Annotated in this window: 15 protein-coding genes and 1 pseudogene; 9 read left to right on the forward strand and 7 right to left on the reverse strand. The window is 57.8% G+C overall.

Features of this window, described 5'->3' with window-relative positions; genetic code table 11:
- Positions 1-65: 65 nt before the first annotated feature.
- Both ACW17M_RS13030 and ACW17M_RS13035 read right to left on the reverse strand, forming a co-directional pair.
- Entirely contained in the window at positions 66-1,550 is a 1,485-nt protein-coding gene (locus ACW17M_RS13030; RefSeq protein WP_457547584.1) for an ATP-binding protein, read from the reverse strand.
- Between the two features lie 20 nt (positions 1,551-1,570).
- Positions 1,571-2,290 carry a response regulator gene (locus ACW17M_RS13035; protein ID WP_141439846.1) on the reverse strand — a complete coding sequence of 240 codons (720 nt, stop codon included), beginning with the start codon at positions 2,288-2,290 and terminating at the stop codon, positions 1,571-1,573.
- A 593-nt stretch (positions 2,291-2,883) separates the two neighbouring features.
- Between ACW17M_RS13035 and ACW17M_RS13040 the strand changes: the two genes are divergently transcribed.
- From ACW17M_RS13040 to ACW17M_RS13050, 3 genes are read left to right on the forward strand one after another with little or no spacing between them, the layout of a single operon-like run.
- Complete coding sequence (locus ACW17M_RS13040; RefSeq protein ID WP_141439847.1) at positions 2,884-3,333, forward strand: (2Fe-2S)-binding protein; 450 nt, start codon at positions 2,884-2,886, stop codon at positions 3,331-3,333.
- 45 nt (positions 3,334-3,378) lie between these two features.
- A complete protein-coding gene (locus tag ACW17M_RS13045; protein ID WP_457547585.1) occupies positions 3,379-5,547 on the forward strand; it encodes a molybdopterin cofactor-binding domain-containing protein in 2,169 nt (722 codons plus the stop codon).
- 31 nt (positions 5,548-5,578) lie between these two features.
- Complete coding sequence (locus ACW17M_RS13050; RefSeq protein ID WP_457547586.1) at positions 5,579-6,592, forward strand: XdhC family protein; 1,014 nt, start codon at positions 5,579-5,581, stop codon at positions 6,590-6,592.
- A 172-nt stretch (positions 6,593-6,764) separates the two neighbouring features.
- Here ACW17M_RS13050 and ACW17M_RS13055 read toward each other — a convergent pair whose 3' ends face one another.
- Positions 6,765-7,721 (reverse strand): AraC family transcriptional regulator, encoded by a 957-nt coding sequence (locus ACW17M_RS13055; protein ID WP_457547587.1) that lies wholly within the window; start codon positions 7,719-7,721, stop codon positions 6,765-6,767.
- Between the two features lie 170 nt (positions 7,722-7,891).
- On the opposite strand from ACW17M_RS13055, the gene ACW17M_RS13060 reads away from it, so the two are divergent.
- Genes ACW17M_RS13060 through ACW17M_RS13070 form a run of 3 tightly spaced genes read left to right on the forward strand, consistent with a single transcriptional unit; the run spans position 7,892 to position 10,153 of the window.
- Entirely contained in the window at positions 7,892-8,950 is a 1,059-nt protein-coding gene (locus ACW17M_RS13060) for an aldo/keto reductase (RefSeq protein WP_027957256.1), read from the forward strand.
- A 53-nt stretch (positions 8,951-9,003) separates the two neighbouring features.
- Positions 9,004-9,876: an aldo/keto reductase family oxidoreductase gene (locus tag ACW17M_RS13065; RefSeq protein WP_400668186.1), complete on the forward strand. Its 873-nt coding sequence runs from the start codon at positions 9,004-9,006 to the stop codon at positions 9,874-9,876.
- A gap of 55 nt (positions 9,877-9,931) precedes the next feature.
- Positions 9,932-10,153, forward strand: a complete 222-nt coding sequence (locus ACW17M_RS13070) for an SDR family NAD(P)-dependent oxidoreductase (protein WP_457547588.1) — start codon at positions 9,932-9,934, stop codon at positions 10,151-10,153.
- Here ACW17M_RS13070 and ACW17M_RS13075 read toward each other — a convergent pair.
- Both ACW17M_RS13075 and ACW17M_RS13080 read right to left on the reverse strand, forming a co-directional pair.
- Positions 10,140-11,063 (reverse strand): NADP-dependent oxidoreductase, encoded by a 924-nt coding sequence (locus tag ACW17M_RS13075; RefSeq protein ID WP_457547589.1) that lies wholly within the window; start codon positions 11,061-11,063, stop codon positions 10,140-10,142. The genes ACW17M_RS13070 and ACW17M_RS13075 overlap by 14 nt on opposite strands.
- Positions 11,060-11,530, reverse strand: a complete 471-nt coding sequence (locus ACW17M_RS13080) for an ester cyclase (protein WP_400668180.1) — start codon at positions 11,528-11,530, stop codon at positions 11,060-11,062. Before ACW17M_RS13080 ends, ACW17M_RS13075 begins: the two co-directional genes overlap by 4 nt.
- Before the next feature lie 104 nt (positions 11,531-11,634).
- On the opposite strand from ACW17M_RS13080, the pseudogene ACW17M_RS13085 reads away from it, so the two are divergent.
- Together ACW17M_RS13085 and ACW17M_RS13090 are read left to right on the forward strand one after the other, a co-directional pair.
- A pseudogene (locus tag ACW17M_RS13085) lies at positions 11,635-11,820 on the forward strand (LysR family transcriptional regulator); the annotation flags it as partial.
- A gap of 18 nt (positions 11,821-11,838) precedes the next feature.
- Positions 11,839-12,540 (forward strand): LysR substrate-binding domain-containing protein, encoded by a 702-nt coding sequence (locus ACW17M_RS13090; RefSeq protein ID WP_457547596.1) that lies wholly within the window; start codon positions 11,839-11,841, stop codon positions 12,538-12,540.
- A gap of 102 nt (positions 12,541-12,642) precedes the next feature.
- On the opposite strand, the gene ACW17M_RS13095 is transcribed toward ACW17M_RS13090, so the two are convergent.
- A complete protein-coding gene (locus tag ACW17M_RS13095) occupies positions 12,643-12,828 on the reverse strand; it encodes an SDR family oxidoreductase (protein ID WP_457547590.1) in 186 nt (61 codons plus the stop codon).
- Positions 12,829-12,986: 158 nt separating this feature from the next.
- The gene (locus tag ACW17M_RS13100; protein ID WP_009286858.1) at positions 12,987-13,868 is read right to left on the reverse strand and encodes a LysR family transcriptional regulator; all 882 of its coding nucleotides are present in this window, start codon (positions 13,866-13,868) and stop codon (positions 12,987-12,989) included.
- A gap of 125 nt (positions 13,869-13,993) precedes the next feature.
- On the opposite strand from ACW17M_RS13100, the gene ACW17M_RS13105 reads away from it, so the two are divergent.
- The gene (locus ACW17M_RS13105; RefSeq protein ID WP_457547591.1) at positions 13,994-14,863 is read left to right on the forward strand and encodes an SDR family oxidoreductase; all 870 of its coding nucleotides are present in this window, start codon (positions 13,994-13,996) and stop codon (positions 14,861-14,863) included.
- Positions 14,864-14,894: the final 31 nt, after the last annotated feature.

The raw sequence follows: 14,894 nt of genomic DNA on the forward strand, positions 1-14,894 counted from the left end.
ACAATGTGATGAGTTTGCCTTGCCATATTGGGCATGGTTACTGGAGTGTCAGGGCAAGAAACAGGCTATTTCGGTGAGTGAGCACTTCGCACGGATCGTGAAGTTTTTTTGAGTCGCCAGATACGCTCTTTTCGCACTGGCGCTGCGTCTACACTGCCTTCTCTGGGAAGCGAAATGATGGCTTGCATACCGGCTTCGCCATTGAAAAACGAGATATCTCCCCCGTGCTGCCGTGCGACTGCACGCACTATCGAGAGGCCGAGACCGATGCCTCCGGTCTGTCTGTTTCGCGACGTTTCAAGCCGGACAAAAGGCGCGAAAACCTTCTCTTTCATGTCGTCCGGAATCCCTGGCCCACGGTCTTCAACGACGATATCAACCGTGGAAGGAGTCTCCCGAAGAGACACTTTTGCCTCACCCCCATAACGCACCGCGTTCTCGACCAGGTTTCTTAACGCGCGGCGAAGGCTATCTGGTCGACAACGGTACTTCATCTTAACGCTCTCGACATGGGTGACCGGATGTCCCAGATCAGCGTGGTCGTCACAAATACTCCCCACAAGCGCTTCCAGATCAATGGTGCGCGTTTCCTCTTTAATCGACTCTCCACGTGCGAACGAAATCGCGGCTTCCGTCATCGACTGCAGCTCGTCAATTGTCGCTATCATCTTACGCTGGATATCTTCGTCGTTAACGAATTCGGCTCTTAACCGAAGCGAGGTCAGCGGCGTCCGTAAATCATGGCCAATCGCTGCAAGCATCTTCGTCCGATCCTCTACGAAACGATGTAGACGGCTTTGCATCTTATTGAAGGATTGAGCTGTGCGCCTGATCTCTTCTGGCCCCTCTTCCAACAATGGCGGCAGGTTTTGCCCTCGCCCTAAAGCTTCAGCGGCTGTGGCCAGATTTCGTAGTGGTTGGGCGATACGGCTTGCTATAAAAATGCTGATCAAAGCGAGCATGACAGCAGTAAGCCCAAGCGAAATCAGAGGCTTAGATGTCCACAAACTACCTTTATCGTGCTGATAAAAGGCCGCATTCAACCAACGCCCGTCACCCAGTTGCGCCTTGTACCCATACCCAAGACTGCCTGAAAACTGGAGCACCTTGGTTGGCTGTGACAGCATCCACAAATAGGGCGTTGGCGTCCACCATGGGTCATCGGCGTTTGCAGTGGCCACTTCGTCGACGTTCGGTAATTTCGGATGGGGAGACCCAGCCCATCCTAATGTTCCATTTGGATCGACGGCGCTATCCAAAGGCCGGGAAAGCTGGGAAAGGGCCGCTAATCTCCAGGCATTAGGATCCGCAGGATCGCTGTCGGTCAACCAGTATCTTAAATAACTGCCTTCACTTGCGCGCAGAGCCTGCTCTCTCAATGGCGGCGATAGCGATTCCACCAAGCGGGTCACTGATGACGCTCGGCTGATAAATTCAGCTTTTACCCCTGCATCGAACTTTTTGGTGTACTCATCCATGGAAATAAGGAAGGTAAGCGCCTGGGAGACGATTAACGCTGCTAGCGTCAGCCCGATGATTTGTATAGCCAAGCTTTTACGCCAAAGACGAATCATTCGAACACGACCTCAGTACACAGGCTGTAGCCACCGCCCCAATGGGTTTTGATGATCGAAGGATTCTTGGCATTTTCCTCAATCTTCTTCCGCAGACGGCTAACTTGGTTATCAATGCTGCGGTCAAAGATGTCGGCTGTCCTCCCAACCGTCAGATCAAGAAGCTGCTCTCGGCTGAGTATTAACCCAGGTCGCTCAATGAAAACCTTGAGAAGACGAAATTCCGCTGTACTGAGAGGAATGCCAACACCATCGTCACCGAAGATCTCCTGGCGCCCTAAATCGAGCTTCCAATGTCCGATGCGCACTATCCTACGATTGAAAATAGTACCCGCCGGCGTAGAGCTGGTGGTACGACGGAGGACGGCTCTAATTCGAGCAAGAAGCTCACGCGGATTGAATGGCTTAACCAGGTAATCGTCCGCGCCAAGCTCGAGACCGACGATACGATCTGTATCTTCGGCCATCGCAGTCAGAAATATGATAGGAACATCTCCGGATGCCCGAACCTCCCGGCATAGCGAGATACCGTCCTCACCGGGCATCATGACATCGAGAATGATCAGGTCGACCGTCTGTCGCGCGAGGATTCGTCGTAGGGTCGTCCCCCCTTCCGCTACGCTTACCTTGTAACCTTGATACTCAAGATACTCCCGCACCAGATCCCGTATATCATTATGATCGTCAACGACGACTACATGTGTGGCCTCGTGCATTGCCCTAACCTCCGCGCCGTAAACCTGAAACTCTCGTCAGCCGATATCTGGCCTGTCTTCTTAGCCAGTTCATCATAGAGTCGCGTCGCCTTCGCCAACCCCGACTTCACTTTAATCATTGACGGGATCCTAGGAACCCCACCGTGCGCTTCTAGATTAGTTGCGGCATAGGCGGCATAGAGTGTCGAGAGAGCTCCGGGTGAGACGTGATGCAGAGCATAATCAATACGATCAATTTGTCGCTTAAGTGTGCCGTACTGATACCAAATTGTAGCAAAGTGTCTCCCAAAGGAGGCGAGCTGGGAGGACGAATCCTTTCAGTTCCACTTGTGACTTCAGAATCGACTAAATAGAGCGAATCTATCTGTTTCCCTGCCGCATTCAGGTTGAACTTAGCATGATGTCAAAGGCCTTCCTTGCCCCCTGCAGGAAAAGGCAAGGTTTGCGCAGGTGCTGGCAAGTATTGTCTCCATCAAGTTGTTAAAAAATATAACGCAGCCTTGGCCGAAGCCAACTGCTGCCTCTAAGGCAATCGAGAAGAGCCAACAACCCTGCCATGTTACGACCCGAAATGGGGCCAAGGAGAAGCAGTAATGACAGCATTCACGATCAACGGACGCGCGGTAGACGTCACCGCCGAGCCGGGTACACCGCTTCTCTGGGTGATCCGGGAGCAACTGAAACTCACCGGCACCAAGTTCGGTTGCGGCGTCGCGCAATGCGGTGCGTGCATGCTGCATGTGGATGGCGAGCCGGTGCGTGCCTGTGTTTTCCCGTTATCTGGCGCCGAAGGCAGATCTATCACCACGATCGAAGGGTTGTCCGAAGATGGCTCGCACCCCGTCCAGCAGGCCTGGGTGGAGCTGGACGTCCCGCAATGCGGTTACTGCCAGTCGGGTCAGATCATGAGCGCCGCTGCGCTTCTGGCGCGTAATCCGCGCCCTACCGATGCGCAGATCGATGACGCAATGAGCGGCAATCTTTGCCGTTGCGGCACCTATGTGCGCATCCGGGCGGCCATACACCGTGTCGCCGAAAGCTAACCGGCGCCGTGTTCCCTCAAGGCTTATGGAAAGGACAGGTCAACAATGAAAACACATCATTTATCCTTTAGCCGTCGCGCCTTTCTAGGCGGTACCTTAGTGGCAGGCGCCGCGCTCATCATTCCCCTTCGTCTACCCACGGCCTGGTCACGAGAGGAAGAAGATACACTCCTTTCGCATGCTTATATCCGCATCGACACGAGCGGTCAGGTGACCTTCCTGCTACCCACGAGCGAAATGGGCCAGGGCACCCACACGGGCCAGGCCCAGATTCTCGCCGAGGAGTTGGGCGCCGATTGGTCGAGTATTACTGTCGGCATGCCGAAGCAGCTCTCCGACGACTACAGGATTCCGTTCATCGGCCAGATGCGCTCTGTGGGTTCGTTCGGCATCCGTTTCTGGCACGACCCGCTGCGCCGCGCGGCCGCCCAGGCACGGCAAATGCTGACCCAGGCGGCGGCCGAGCGCCTAGACGTAGCAGCGGCAGCCTTGCACGCCGAGAACGGCTTCATTGTCCACGCCGACAGCGGCCGAAGGATTCCCTTCGGTGACCTGGTGGAAGACGCCATGGCGCTGCCGATGCCTGAGGATCCAACCCTCCGACCCGATAGCGAACGCACGCTGACCGGGCGCAAGGTAGCGCGTCTCGATACCCCGACAAAGGTGACAGGCAAAGCCGTATACGGGATAGACGTCGAGCGCGAAGGCATCCTATATGGCGCCGCCCGACTCGCCCCGGTCTTTTCCGCCGACGTCGAGTCATTCGATGAGAACAGCGTCTCCGGGATGCCGGGCGTTGTCGCCGTGGTTCGCGTGCCGCGCGGCGTAGTGGTGGTTGCCGACTCCTGGTGGCAGGCCAAACAAACAGCCGACGCCCTGGATATCACCTTCACACAAACACCGGCGGATACGCTTTCCACCGATGAGATAGATGAAATGCTTCGCCAGGGACTGGATCGAACCGATGTGCCCATCACCACGCTGCGTGGCGAGGCTGAGGCAACCCTGTCGGACGACGGCCAGGTCGTCGAGGCCGAATACTCGGTGCCACTCCTCACCCATGCCAGCATGGAGCCGATCAACTGCACGGCCGAGTCCACCGAGGAACGAACAGAACTATGGATCGGCACGCAGGGCCAGGACATCGTGCGCATGACGCTCGAGAATGCGATGCAGATACCGGCTGACCAGTTTTTCATCAATACCACCTATTTGGGTGGTGGCTTCGGGCGCAAGACCCACGGCGAGATCGCCCTTCAGGCAGCGCTTGCCAGCCGCGCCGTCGATGGTCGGCCGGTCAAGGTGCTATGGGCGCGCGAGGATGACGTTCAGCAGGGCCAGTATCGCCAGACGATGATGTGTCGCTTCCGGGCGGTTCTGAACGAGGCCGGCCAGATCACCGGCATGCGCATTCGCGTCTCCGGGCCGCAAATGGGCCGCGAATACGGCATTGATCCGGAGCAGCGGGCGCAGTCGACGGGCAATCTCGCCAACTTCGATCCCTTCTCGCTCGGCGGCCTGTCGGACATGCGCTACGTCATCCCCAATTTTGTCGTGGATCATGCCGTGGTCGACCTGCCGATCCCGCTTTGCCCCTGGCGTTCGATCGCCCACTCCTTCAACGGCTTCTTCTTCGAAAGCTTTATGGACGAATGCGCTGCGGCAGCGGACCGCGATCCGTTGGAGTTTCGCAGAAGCCACTGCACCGATCAGGCAAGGATGCTCGCCGTCCTTGACCGGGTCGCCGAGATATCACACTGGCAAGAGCCTGCGGCAGAGGGAATCTCGCGCGGCTTGGCCGTGGTAGAAAGCTACGGCTCCTACGTTGCCCAGGTAGTCGAGGCTCGAGCTGACGATGAAGGTATCCAGGTTGAACGTGTTTATGCCGCTATCGACTGCGGACGCGCGATCAATCCGGGCCAGGTGGAAGCGCAAATACAGGGCGCCGTCATCGATGCGCTCGGAGCAGCCATGAGGCAGAAAGTGACGATTCGTGACGGCCACGCCGAGCAGTCGAACTTTCACGACTATCCGTTGCTCCGCATCGGGGAGGCACCAGCCGTGACGGTGAGCATCGTCGATATCGGCTCGCCGCTAGGCGGCGTGGGTGAGCCGGGCATTCCCCCGCTCGCCCCGGCGCTGGCCAACGCGCTATTTGCCGCTACGCAGCAACGAATCCGCCACCTGCCGCTTTCCGATCATGTTCAGGGTTAGCGCAGCCGACCACAGATTGATGAGGCCTACCATGTACCTGGAACACGCACAGGATGTCCTTGGACAGTGGCTCGATTGGCGCAGAGAAAGCAAGACAGCTCTCGTTATCGTGACCGCGACGGAAGGTGGCGCCGTGCGCATGCCGGGCGCCCTGATGGCCGTGTCCGCCACGGGTGGCCGTTGCGGCTACATTTCAGGCGGGTGCATCGACGCGGATGTGGCCAATCATGCGCGGCAAGCGCTTAGCACGGGGCGGGTCAAACGCCTGAGGTACGGCAAGGGCTCACCGTTCATCGATTTGCCGCTACCCTGCGGTGGTGCCATTGATGTTTGCGTACTTCCCAACACCCAGGCCAGTGTTCTGCGTGCCTGCCATGATCAGCTCGCCTCGCGCCAGCCGGTATCGATCACGCTTTCTGACTCGGGCTCGCTCGGATTGGGACATCTTCCCACCCCAGGTGCTCTGTCTTTTCAGTACATACCCAAGCTCCGACTGCGCATCGCCGGGCGCGGCGCCGATAGTCTAGCGCTTGCCCGGCTGGCGACGGCAAGCGGCATCCACACCGAGCTGCAACTCCGCGATGCTGCCGAAGCCCAGGATGCCCAACGGTTAGGAATCGAGCGCGTTACGACGCTGACGGTTCCTTCGGCGCTTCCCAAGCTGGACGATGATCCATGGACGGCGTTTCTGCTCGCCGTCCATGACGTGGACTGGGAGGAAACGCTCCTCGCCCAAGCGCTCATAGGCCCCGCCTTCTATATTGGCGCCATTGGCAGCAAAGCTACCCATGCGCGGCGCTGTGAGAGGCTTCAGACAATCGGTTTTACCAAGAGACAAACTCACCGCATCCGCGGGCCCGTCGGATTGATACCTTCCATGCGCGATGCTTCATCGCTTGCCGTGTCCGTGCTCGCCGAGATCGTAGAAGCCTATCAACGCAAGGTACGATATCCCTTGAGCTCGACCGCGCTTGCGCTGCTCGCCGATATGCCGAACGTTCCAGACACACACCTTTTTCAATCTTCGTCATACACTAACGCCTGAGCGCTCCGCGGTCATATCCGTTGGAGGGGGAACCCATCTGCCATCTGCCACCTTCGCTAGCACAAGCTGAATTAGATCATTTAGTCGAAGCAACTCGAGTCGATGGTGGATTGGGATCCTAAAGGTGAAAGCTCAGCCGACCGCCCGCGATTGCTTGCCTGAGAGTTTCGGCTCAAGCAATGGATCCGGTCTCCGGTGAGCTATCGGCTTCGACCTGTAGCACCCTGTCAAACGAAGTGTCCCGAGCATAGCGTGCAGGCGGAAGCCCAACATGACGGCCGAAGGCGACACTAAAGGTGCTGGCGGAGCTGTAGCCAACCCGTTCGGCGACGTCAGCGATACTGGCTTTTTCTCTGCGCAGCAAATCCTTGGCTAACGCCATGCGCCAGGCGAGCAGGTACTCCATTGGCGCCATGCCCACCGCGCGACCAAACCGTTCGTAAAACGCGGAGCGGGAGAGTGTCGCTTCGTTTGCAAGCTGTGCAACCGTCCAGGGGCGGTCGGGACTCTCATGTATCCGGCGGATTGCAATCGCAATCCGCTCGTCGGTAAGGCCGCGCAGTAGCCCAGGCGAGGTGTCCGTCTTACCGTCAGAGCGAAGGGCCTCGATGAGCAGGACTTCCAGCAGGCGTTCCAGAACCACATCCCGCGCCGGCCGTTGCGCACGCGCTTCATCGCCGACGAGTTGCATGAGAGTGGCCAGCCGATCCACTCCCCGAACGTGTACAAGCTTGGGGAGCAGCGACGAAAGCAGAGCCGCATCCGGGGAGCGAAAGACACAGTAACCCACTAGAAAGCGGACATCGGGAGAGTCGTTTGGGTTGCCGACCCTGTGTTCGCCATCGGGTAACACGATGGAGGTATGAACGATGTCTTCGGGGGTCGTGGGCGAGTGGCTCGACATTGAAAAGTTATAGGCGGAGGGGAGGAGCACGAAATCCCCCTCTTCGAGGACGATCTCGTCGTGCCCGTCGGCTTTGAGACGGCATGCTCCCTCAAGAATGGCGCAATAGAAAGGGCGCCCGACCTCTGTGCGGAGAACTCTCCAACGACCGGCGCCGCTACCCCGTTTCGAAAACGGGGTAGCGGGTTGAAGGAGCGTGACTACCTGGGCAAGCGGATCGAGCAACACAGGACACCTGCAAACTAAATACGGACGATTTATTGTAGTTCATCCTGTTTCGGCTTGCCATACTCGATTCATGGCAGATGCCAGAGGCGCTCTGCAGCGGGGATCTCTCCCGCGACTGTTGTGAACATGATTCACCTGCGCCGTTGCCATCATACGAGGAGAACACCATGCAATATCGTCAACTTGGCCGTACCGGCATCCAGGTCAGCCCCTACTGCCTGGGCACGATGATGTTCGGGGGAATCGCCAATGCCGATCACGATGAATGCGTCGGCATGATCCACAAGGCACTCGATTTCGGCATCAATTTTATCGACACCGCCGATGCTTATCACCAGGGCGAGTCCGAGGAAATCGTCGGCAAGGCACTGAAGGGGCGGCGAGACGATGTCGTCCTTGCCACCAAGGCTTCGCTCCCGATGGGGGACGACCCCAACCGCCGGGGTGGCTCGCGGCGTTGGCTGACCCGCGCGGTCGAAGACTCGCTGCGCCGCCTGCAGACCGACCATATCGACCTTTATCAGATTCATCGGCTGGCGCCGGATACCGACATCGAGGAAACGCTGTCGGTTCTCACCGACCTGATGCGCGAGGGCAAGGTGCGAGCCATCGGTGCCTCGACCGTTCCTGCTTCCGCCATCGTGGAGGCGCAATGGGTCGCCGAGCGACGCGGGCTGGCCCGTTTCCGCACTGAGCAGCCGCCCTATTCTATTCTCAACCGTTCGATCGAGCGGGAGGTGCTGCCCATCTGCCAGCGTTATGGCATGGGAGCGATGGCTTGGAGCCCGCTGGCTAAGGGTATGCTCACAGGCAAATACCGCAAGGGTGGAGAGCAACCGGACTCGCTGCGCACGAAATATTTCCCCAAGGCGATGTCCGACGAAGCCAGCCTCAACGCTGTCGAGCAGCTCATCCCGCTGGCCGAAAATGCAGGCCTGTCGTTGACCCACATGGCACTGGCCTTCGTCGTGACGCATCCGGCGATTACATCCGCTCTCATCGGCCCCCGCACGCCCAAGCAACTCGACGACCTGCTCGCCGGCGCGGAGGTGCATTTGAGCGATGAAATCCTCGACCGGATCGACGAGATAGTCCCACCGGGCGTTGATGTGGCGCCGCTGGAGGGAGCGGCCTATGTCCCGCTGGCGATCGCCCAGACATCCCTGCGACGGCGTAATCCCCAGGAGCGGGCGGCCATTGTGCGTGGTGAGCAAGGAGAAAGCTGAAGGCAGTGCCGTGTTTATGCCCTTGTGACGGAAATCAAAAACAGGAGACTTTCATGAACGACATCGAACAGGTAGGCACCTTTAAATTAGGTGATCGGCAGATCAAGCGCATGGGATATGGCGCAATGCAACTGGCCGGCCCCGGCGTATTTGGCCCGCCGAAGGACAAAGAGAGCGCCATTGCCCTACTTAGAGCAGCCGTGGAATACGGTGTGGATCATATTGATACGTCCGACTTCTATGGCCCCCACATCACCAACCGAATCATTCGGGAGGCCTTGCATCCCTATCCCAAGGAGTTAACGCTTGTCACAAAAATCGGCGCCCGGCGTGACGACAAAGGTGACTGGCTTCCGGCCTTCTCTAAGGCTGAGCTTACCCAGGCAGTCCACGACAATCTGATTAATCTAGGCTTGGAGCAGATAGAGGTGGTGAACTTGCGGGCAATGTTTTCTGCGCACGGTCCGGCTGAAGGTTCCATATCTGAACCCTTTTCAGTACTTGCAGAACTACAGCAAGAAGGGCTTATTCGCCATTTGGGTGTCAGCAATGTCACCGAAAAGCAAATCGAAGAGGCCCGCGCCATTGCGCCTATCGTCTGTGTGCAGAACCATTACAACCTTGCCCACAGACATGACGATGCTCTCATCGAGCAGCTTGCACAGGATGGAATTGCCTATGTCCCTTTCTTCCCCTTAGGAGGCTTTACACCGCTGCAGTCTACAATTCTGCAACAAGAGGCAGAAACGTTACAGGCATCGCCGTTGCAGGTTGCTCTTGCCTGGCTGTTACAGAGATCCCCAAACATCCTGTTAATTCCTGGAACATCATCCAAGGTACATCTAGAGGAAAATTTGGCTGCCGCACAGTTGGTTTTGCCGGAAGAATCGGTCAACAATCTCAATCGCATTGCCAGCGAAGCTTGAGTGGAAGCAACACGGGCAATACCGCAAGCGCCCCCGAGGTAAGGGGGCCATCCATGTGCACGGACGTGATACGTTACGCGGAGCGGCCGTTGTCCATGCCGTCGAACAGGCCGGAGGAACCGCCCGGTTCTTCGAGGCTGACTTCGCCTCTCTTGGCGACGTGTATAGACTCGCTGATGCGGTTCACGCGGAATGCTCCCATCTTGACGCTCTCGTCAATAATGCCGGAATCTCGAAGCTGGGGCTGGCGGCTGCGGTCAAGCTCAATCGAATGTGATGATGATTTTGCCCCGTGCATGCCCCGAGGCCTGATGTTGGAATGCTTGAATGAATTCTGTAAACGGCACTGTTCGATCCACAAGAACCTGCAAGCCGTATTGGTCGATAGCCTTCAATACTCGCGCCAGCCGCTGACCGTCGGAAGCATGGAATACGAAACCGGCAGTGACGTTATGAGCGGCTGCCAAAGTGTCATCAGGTGGCATGACGGTAGATAGTAGATGTCCACCCGCCCGCAGCACGTCGAAAGAGCGTCGCTGGATTTCGCCGCCCATCGTATCGAGGACGACGTCGATGTCGGATAGCTTCCGGGTGAAGTCCTCGCGGCGGTAATCGATGCACATGTCAGCACCGAGCAGGCGGACGATATCTAGACCGCTGCCCGAGGCCGTTGCGATGACCTTTGCCGCGACACGATGAGCGAGCTGAATGGCAAAGCTGCCGACGCCACCCGTGCCGGCATGGATCAATACTTTCTGTCCCTCAGTAAGCTCGAAGGACTCGAACAAGGCTTGCCAGGCCGTTCCGGCAGCTGTCGGAATGCCAGCTGCTTCATTGAACGGTAGAGTACTAGGTGCCTTCGCAAGGAACTCCTTCGGCACCAAGGCGTATTCTGCAAAAGCACCTCCGGCGGTCGGGTCGGTTCTGGCGACCACCTGGTCGCCGAGAGCCCACCCTTCGACATCCGCCCCCAGTTGCTCGATGACACCGGCGAGATCGGTGCCTAGCGTGTAAGGAAAGGTCAGGGGAAAGAACTGTTCCATGTAGCCACGTTGCAGCTTGACGTCGAGCGGGTTGAGACTAGCGGCCCGGACTCGAACCAATACCTGACCGCTAGCCGGCACTGGCTTGGAGACGTCATCGAGGTGCGGCTCGGCCTCATAGCCGGTGATACGGATGACTTTCATCGTGTGTTCTCCTGCTGAATCACAGGCCAGGCGCCGACCTGATTGAGCCATCCCAACCAGTCTTCAAGGTGCCAGGTATGGGTCAACCTGCCGTTAGCGATATGGTGGAATTCGTGAATCGCGAACTGGCAGGTCTTGCCGGTCGGTGCAATGCCAAACCACTCGCCTTCATGTGTGCCTGAGATCACGGCTCGCACGGCGGCCCGGCCAGGAGCGCTGATGATCTCGTGGATAGTAACCTTCGCATCGGGAAACGCAGCTCCGAAATCGGCAATGAGCGGTTTCATTCCGTCTCGACCTGCTATTTGTCCAGGAGCGAGCGGTATATCCTGCCAATCGGCCGCGACAGCATCGTCGAGCAGTTCCGGCTTTCCTTCAAAGGCGCGATAGAATGCTTCGATAGCCTTGAGTTCTTCAACGGGTAGGCTCGCTACTTTGGCCTTGTGCTGAGTGGTTGATTCAATCATGGGGGGTTCTCGCTGTGAAGGTTCTCGTTGTGAGGGTTTTCATAGCTTAGGGCTGCAAAGAACATACTTGAAATCGATTTTTGATATGCATTAACATCCATCTCATGAATCTACACGGCATAGATCTTAACCTGCTCGTCGCTTTCGATGCCTTAATGGTGGAGCGAAGCGTCACGCGAGCAGGGATACGGATCGGACGCACGCAGCCCGCAATGAGCGCTGCGCTCTCAAGGCTTCGTATTCTGCTCCGGGATGAGTTGTTCGTACGCGGAACCAACGGTCTACAGCCGACCCCACGGGCACTCGAATTGGCCGAACCGATTAGCCATGCGCTGGCGGAAATCCAGCGCACGCTGGATTTCACACAAGAGTTCGATCCTTCTTCATCCACCGTCGCTCTTTCTATCGGCCTGTCCGACTACCCGGCGTTCAGGTTTTTGCCGCGGCTGGTGGCGAAGCTGCGCGAGGCAGCTCCGGGCATAACGCTAGCTGTACGGAATTTCACCAGTCGGGATGATGCCATCTCAATGCTTGATGCCGGGGAAGTGGAAATGACCATCGGCGTCCCACCTTCATCAACCGGCCGTATTCTTAGCGCTCCCCTGTTTGAAGAACGCTTTGTCTGCATCCTGCGTAAAGATCATCCGGCCGTTCGTCAGGGTCTGAACCTCGAAACATTCCTGTCCCTGACGCATCTTCTTGTCTCTCCCGAGAACGACTGTTTCGGCGTCGTGGATACAGCCTTGGCAAAGCAAGGGCTGAAGCGGCAACTCGCTTTGACCCTTCCGCAGCTCTACGCCGCTCCGGCTCTTGTCGCCTCGTCGGATATGATCGCGACGATTCTCGAAGGGGTGGTGGAAGCTTCAGGTCAAGCGGAACGTCTCTATGTGGGAAGCCCGCCGATCGAACTCGACACGGTTCCTTTCACGCTATCCTGGCATCGACGCAACGATACTCACCCTGCACAGCGCTGGTTCCGTGACCGGGTTATTGAGGTATTTAGTGTCTGAACATGCTTAAGCGATGCCACCATTCGCTCATAACCATGGGTATTCAGTGCCAGCGTGTTGCTGAAAAGGCTGATAATACGGACTGCATCGCAAAGTCTCCGCTCAGCCAGCAGTAACGGTCATGCCTCCGTCGGCCATGACGACAGAGCCGACCATGAAGCTCGCGCGCTCCGACGCCAGGAAAGCGACCACTTCAGCGATCTCTTCCGGTTGTGCCGCGCGGCCAATGGGCGCGCCCTTCGATGGCGCAGGTGCAGGCGGGGGACTTCTACCTGACCAGCACTGCATTACCGTATGAGATGCGTTGGCAGGCCAGAGAAGGCGACACTTTCGAAGTGAGCATCTGTATCTCACCCATTCGCTGTTTGTCGCCCCCCATGGCGAGGGTGGTCATCATGATCGGACGGAGGCGCTGGCGACAGGCATTGATGATCGCACCCCAGAGATTATTCCTGAACTACAAATGATCCATTGGGGTAATAGTTGCAGATGAACTCCACAAAGGCCCGGACTTTGGGGCTCTGTAAGCGTCGGGAGGTATGCAGAACCCAAAGCTCGACTTCGTTGCCGGCGGCGCCCCACGACACCAGCTCGCCTCTTTCCAGCAGGCCTCCGATGATGGATTGCGGCAGCATGGCCGCTCCTGCACCCGCTACAGCGGCATCTCGAACCGTCAGGAGCGAGGACAGCCGTAAAACAGGCTGTGGTTCGACGGACAGTTGGCCATCCCGGACGGACCAGACCTCACCTTCTCGATACGTCGGCATGACGATCGCCGGAATGCGGGGCGGCTCATCCCTGCTCTGCTTTGGTATCTGAACCGAGGGAGCCGCCGCCAAGACAAGTCTGTCTCGGGCAAAACACCTGCCCACCAGCATGCTGTCCTTGTGCGGATTGATGCGGATGGCGACATCGAAATGCTCTTCGACGAGATCGGCGAGCCGGTCTTCGGCCACCGCTTCTATCTGCACGTCGGGATGGATCGCCTGGAAGGCGGCGGCCAGCCGCCCAAGCGCCACCTGCGAAAACAGCAACGGTGCCGCTACGCGCAGCCGGCCTCTCGGGGTATCAAGGCCATCTCGGGCCGCCGCTACCGCTTCGGCCACCTCACGCATGGGTCCCTCAATGCGTGCGAGCAGCAGTTGGCCGGCTTCGTTCAGCTCGAGGCTGCGGTCACTTCGTTCGAAGAGCCGAATGCCTAGGCTTTCTTCCAGATCAGCCACCCGGCGCGACAGGGTTGCCTTGGACCTGCCACTGGCCCGGCTTGCTCGACCAAAACCGCCGTGAACGGCCACCAGCTGAAAATCCTGCAAAGCATTGAAATCCACTTGTGTCTCACATACGGAACATAGTGTCTATATTTTATGCTCTTTGTTTTGATAATGAAACAATCTATTGTTCAATTCGTACGCAACTCTGGTTGCAACAAATAACCCCAACCCAGGAAATTACCATGACCATTCTCGTTATCGGCGCAACAGGCACTGTCAGCCGTCAAGTTGTGCAACAACTCGTCAAGCGCGATGCCGATGTCCGCGTACTCGTCCGTGACCCTTCGAAGTCGGACTTTCCGGCCAGTGTCAGTGTCGTCCAGGGCGATCTGCTCGACGTCGACTCGCTGCGCAATGCCTACCGTGGCGTTTCGACTCTCTTTTTGCTCAACGCCGTGGTAGCCGACGAGTATACCCAGGCGTTGATCGCGCTTAACCTCGCCCGTGAGGCCGGCATCGAGCGAATTGTCTACCTCTCGGTAATCCACAGCGATCTGTACGTCAATGTGCCGCACTTTGCCGGCAAGTATGGTGTGGAGCGCATGATCGAGCAGATGGGCTTTAACGCCACCATCCTGCGGCCCGCTTACTTCATCGAGAACGACCTGACCATCAAGGAGGTAGTCACCGGATACGGCATCTACCCGATGCCGATCGGCAGCAAGGGCCTTGCGATGGTCGACACGCGTGACATCGGAGAAGTCGCCGCCCTCGAGCTCCTGCGCCGCGAGCAGTCAGTCGTACCGCTACCGATCGAGCATATCAATCTCGTTGGCCCCGACACGCTAACCGGCCAGGACATTGCCGCTATTTGGACCGATGTACTTGGTCGCCCCATCGCCTACCCGGGTGAGGATACCGTCGCGTTCGAGCAGAACCTATTGCAGCACATGCCGAGTTGGATGGCTTACGACATGCGCCTGATGAGCGAGCGTTTCATCACCGAGGGGATGCTCCCCGGTACCGGTGACGTTGACCGGCTGACTGCCCTTCTGGGTCGCCCCCTTCATTCTTATCGCGAATTCGCCACCCAGGTCGCGGCCTCAGTCTGACGGCAGCGCACTCCCAATCAACATAAGGAAA

This window comes from Vreelandella sp. 2A-K22, assembly GCF_054065485.1.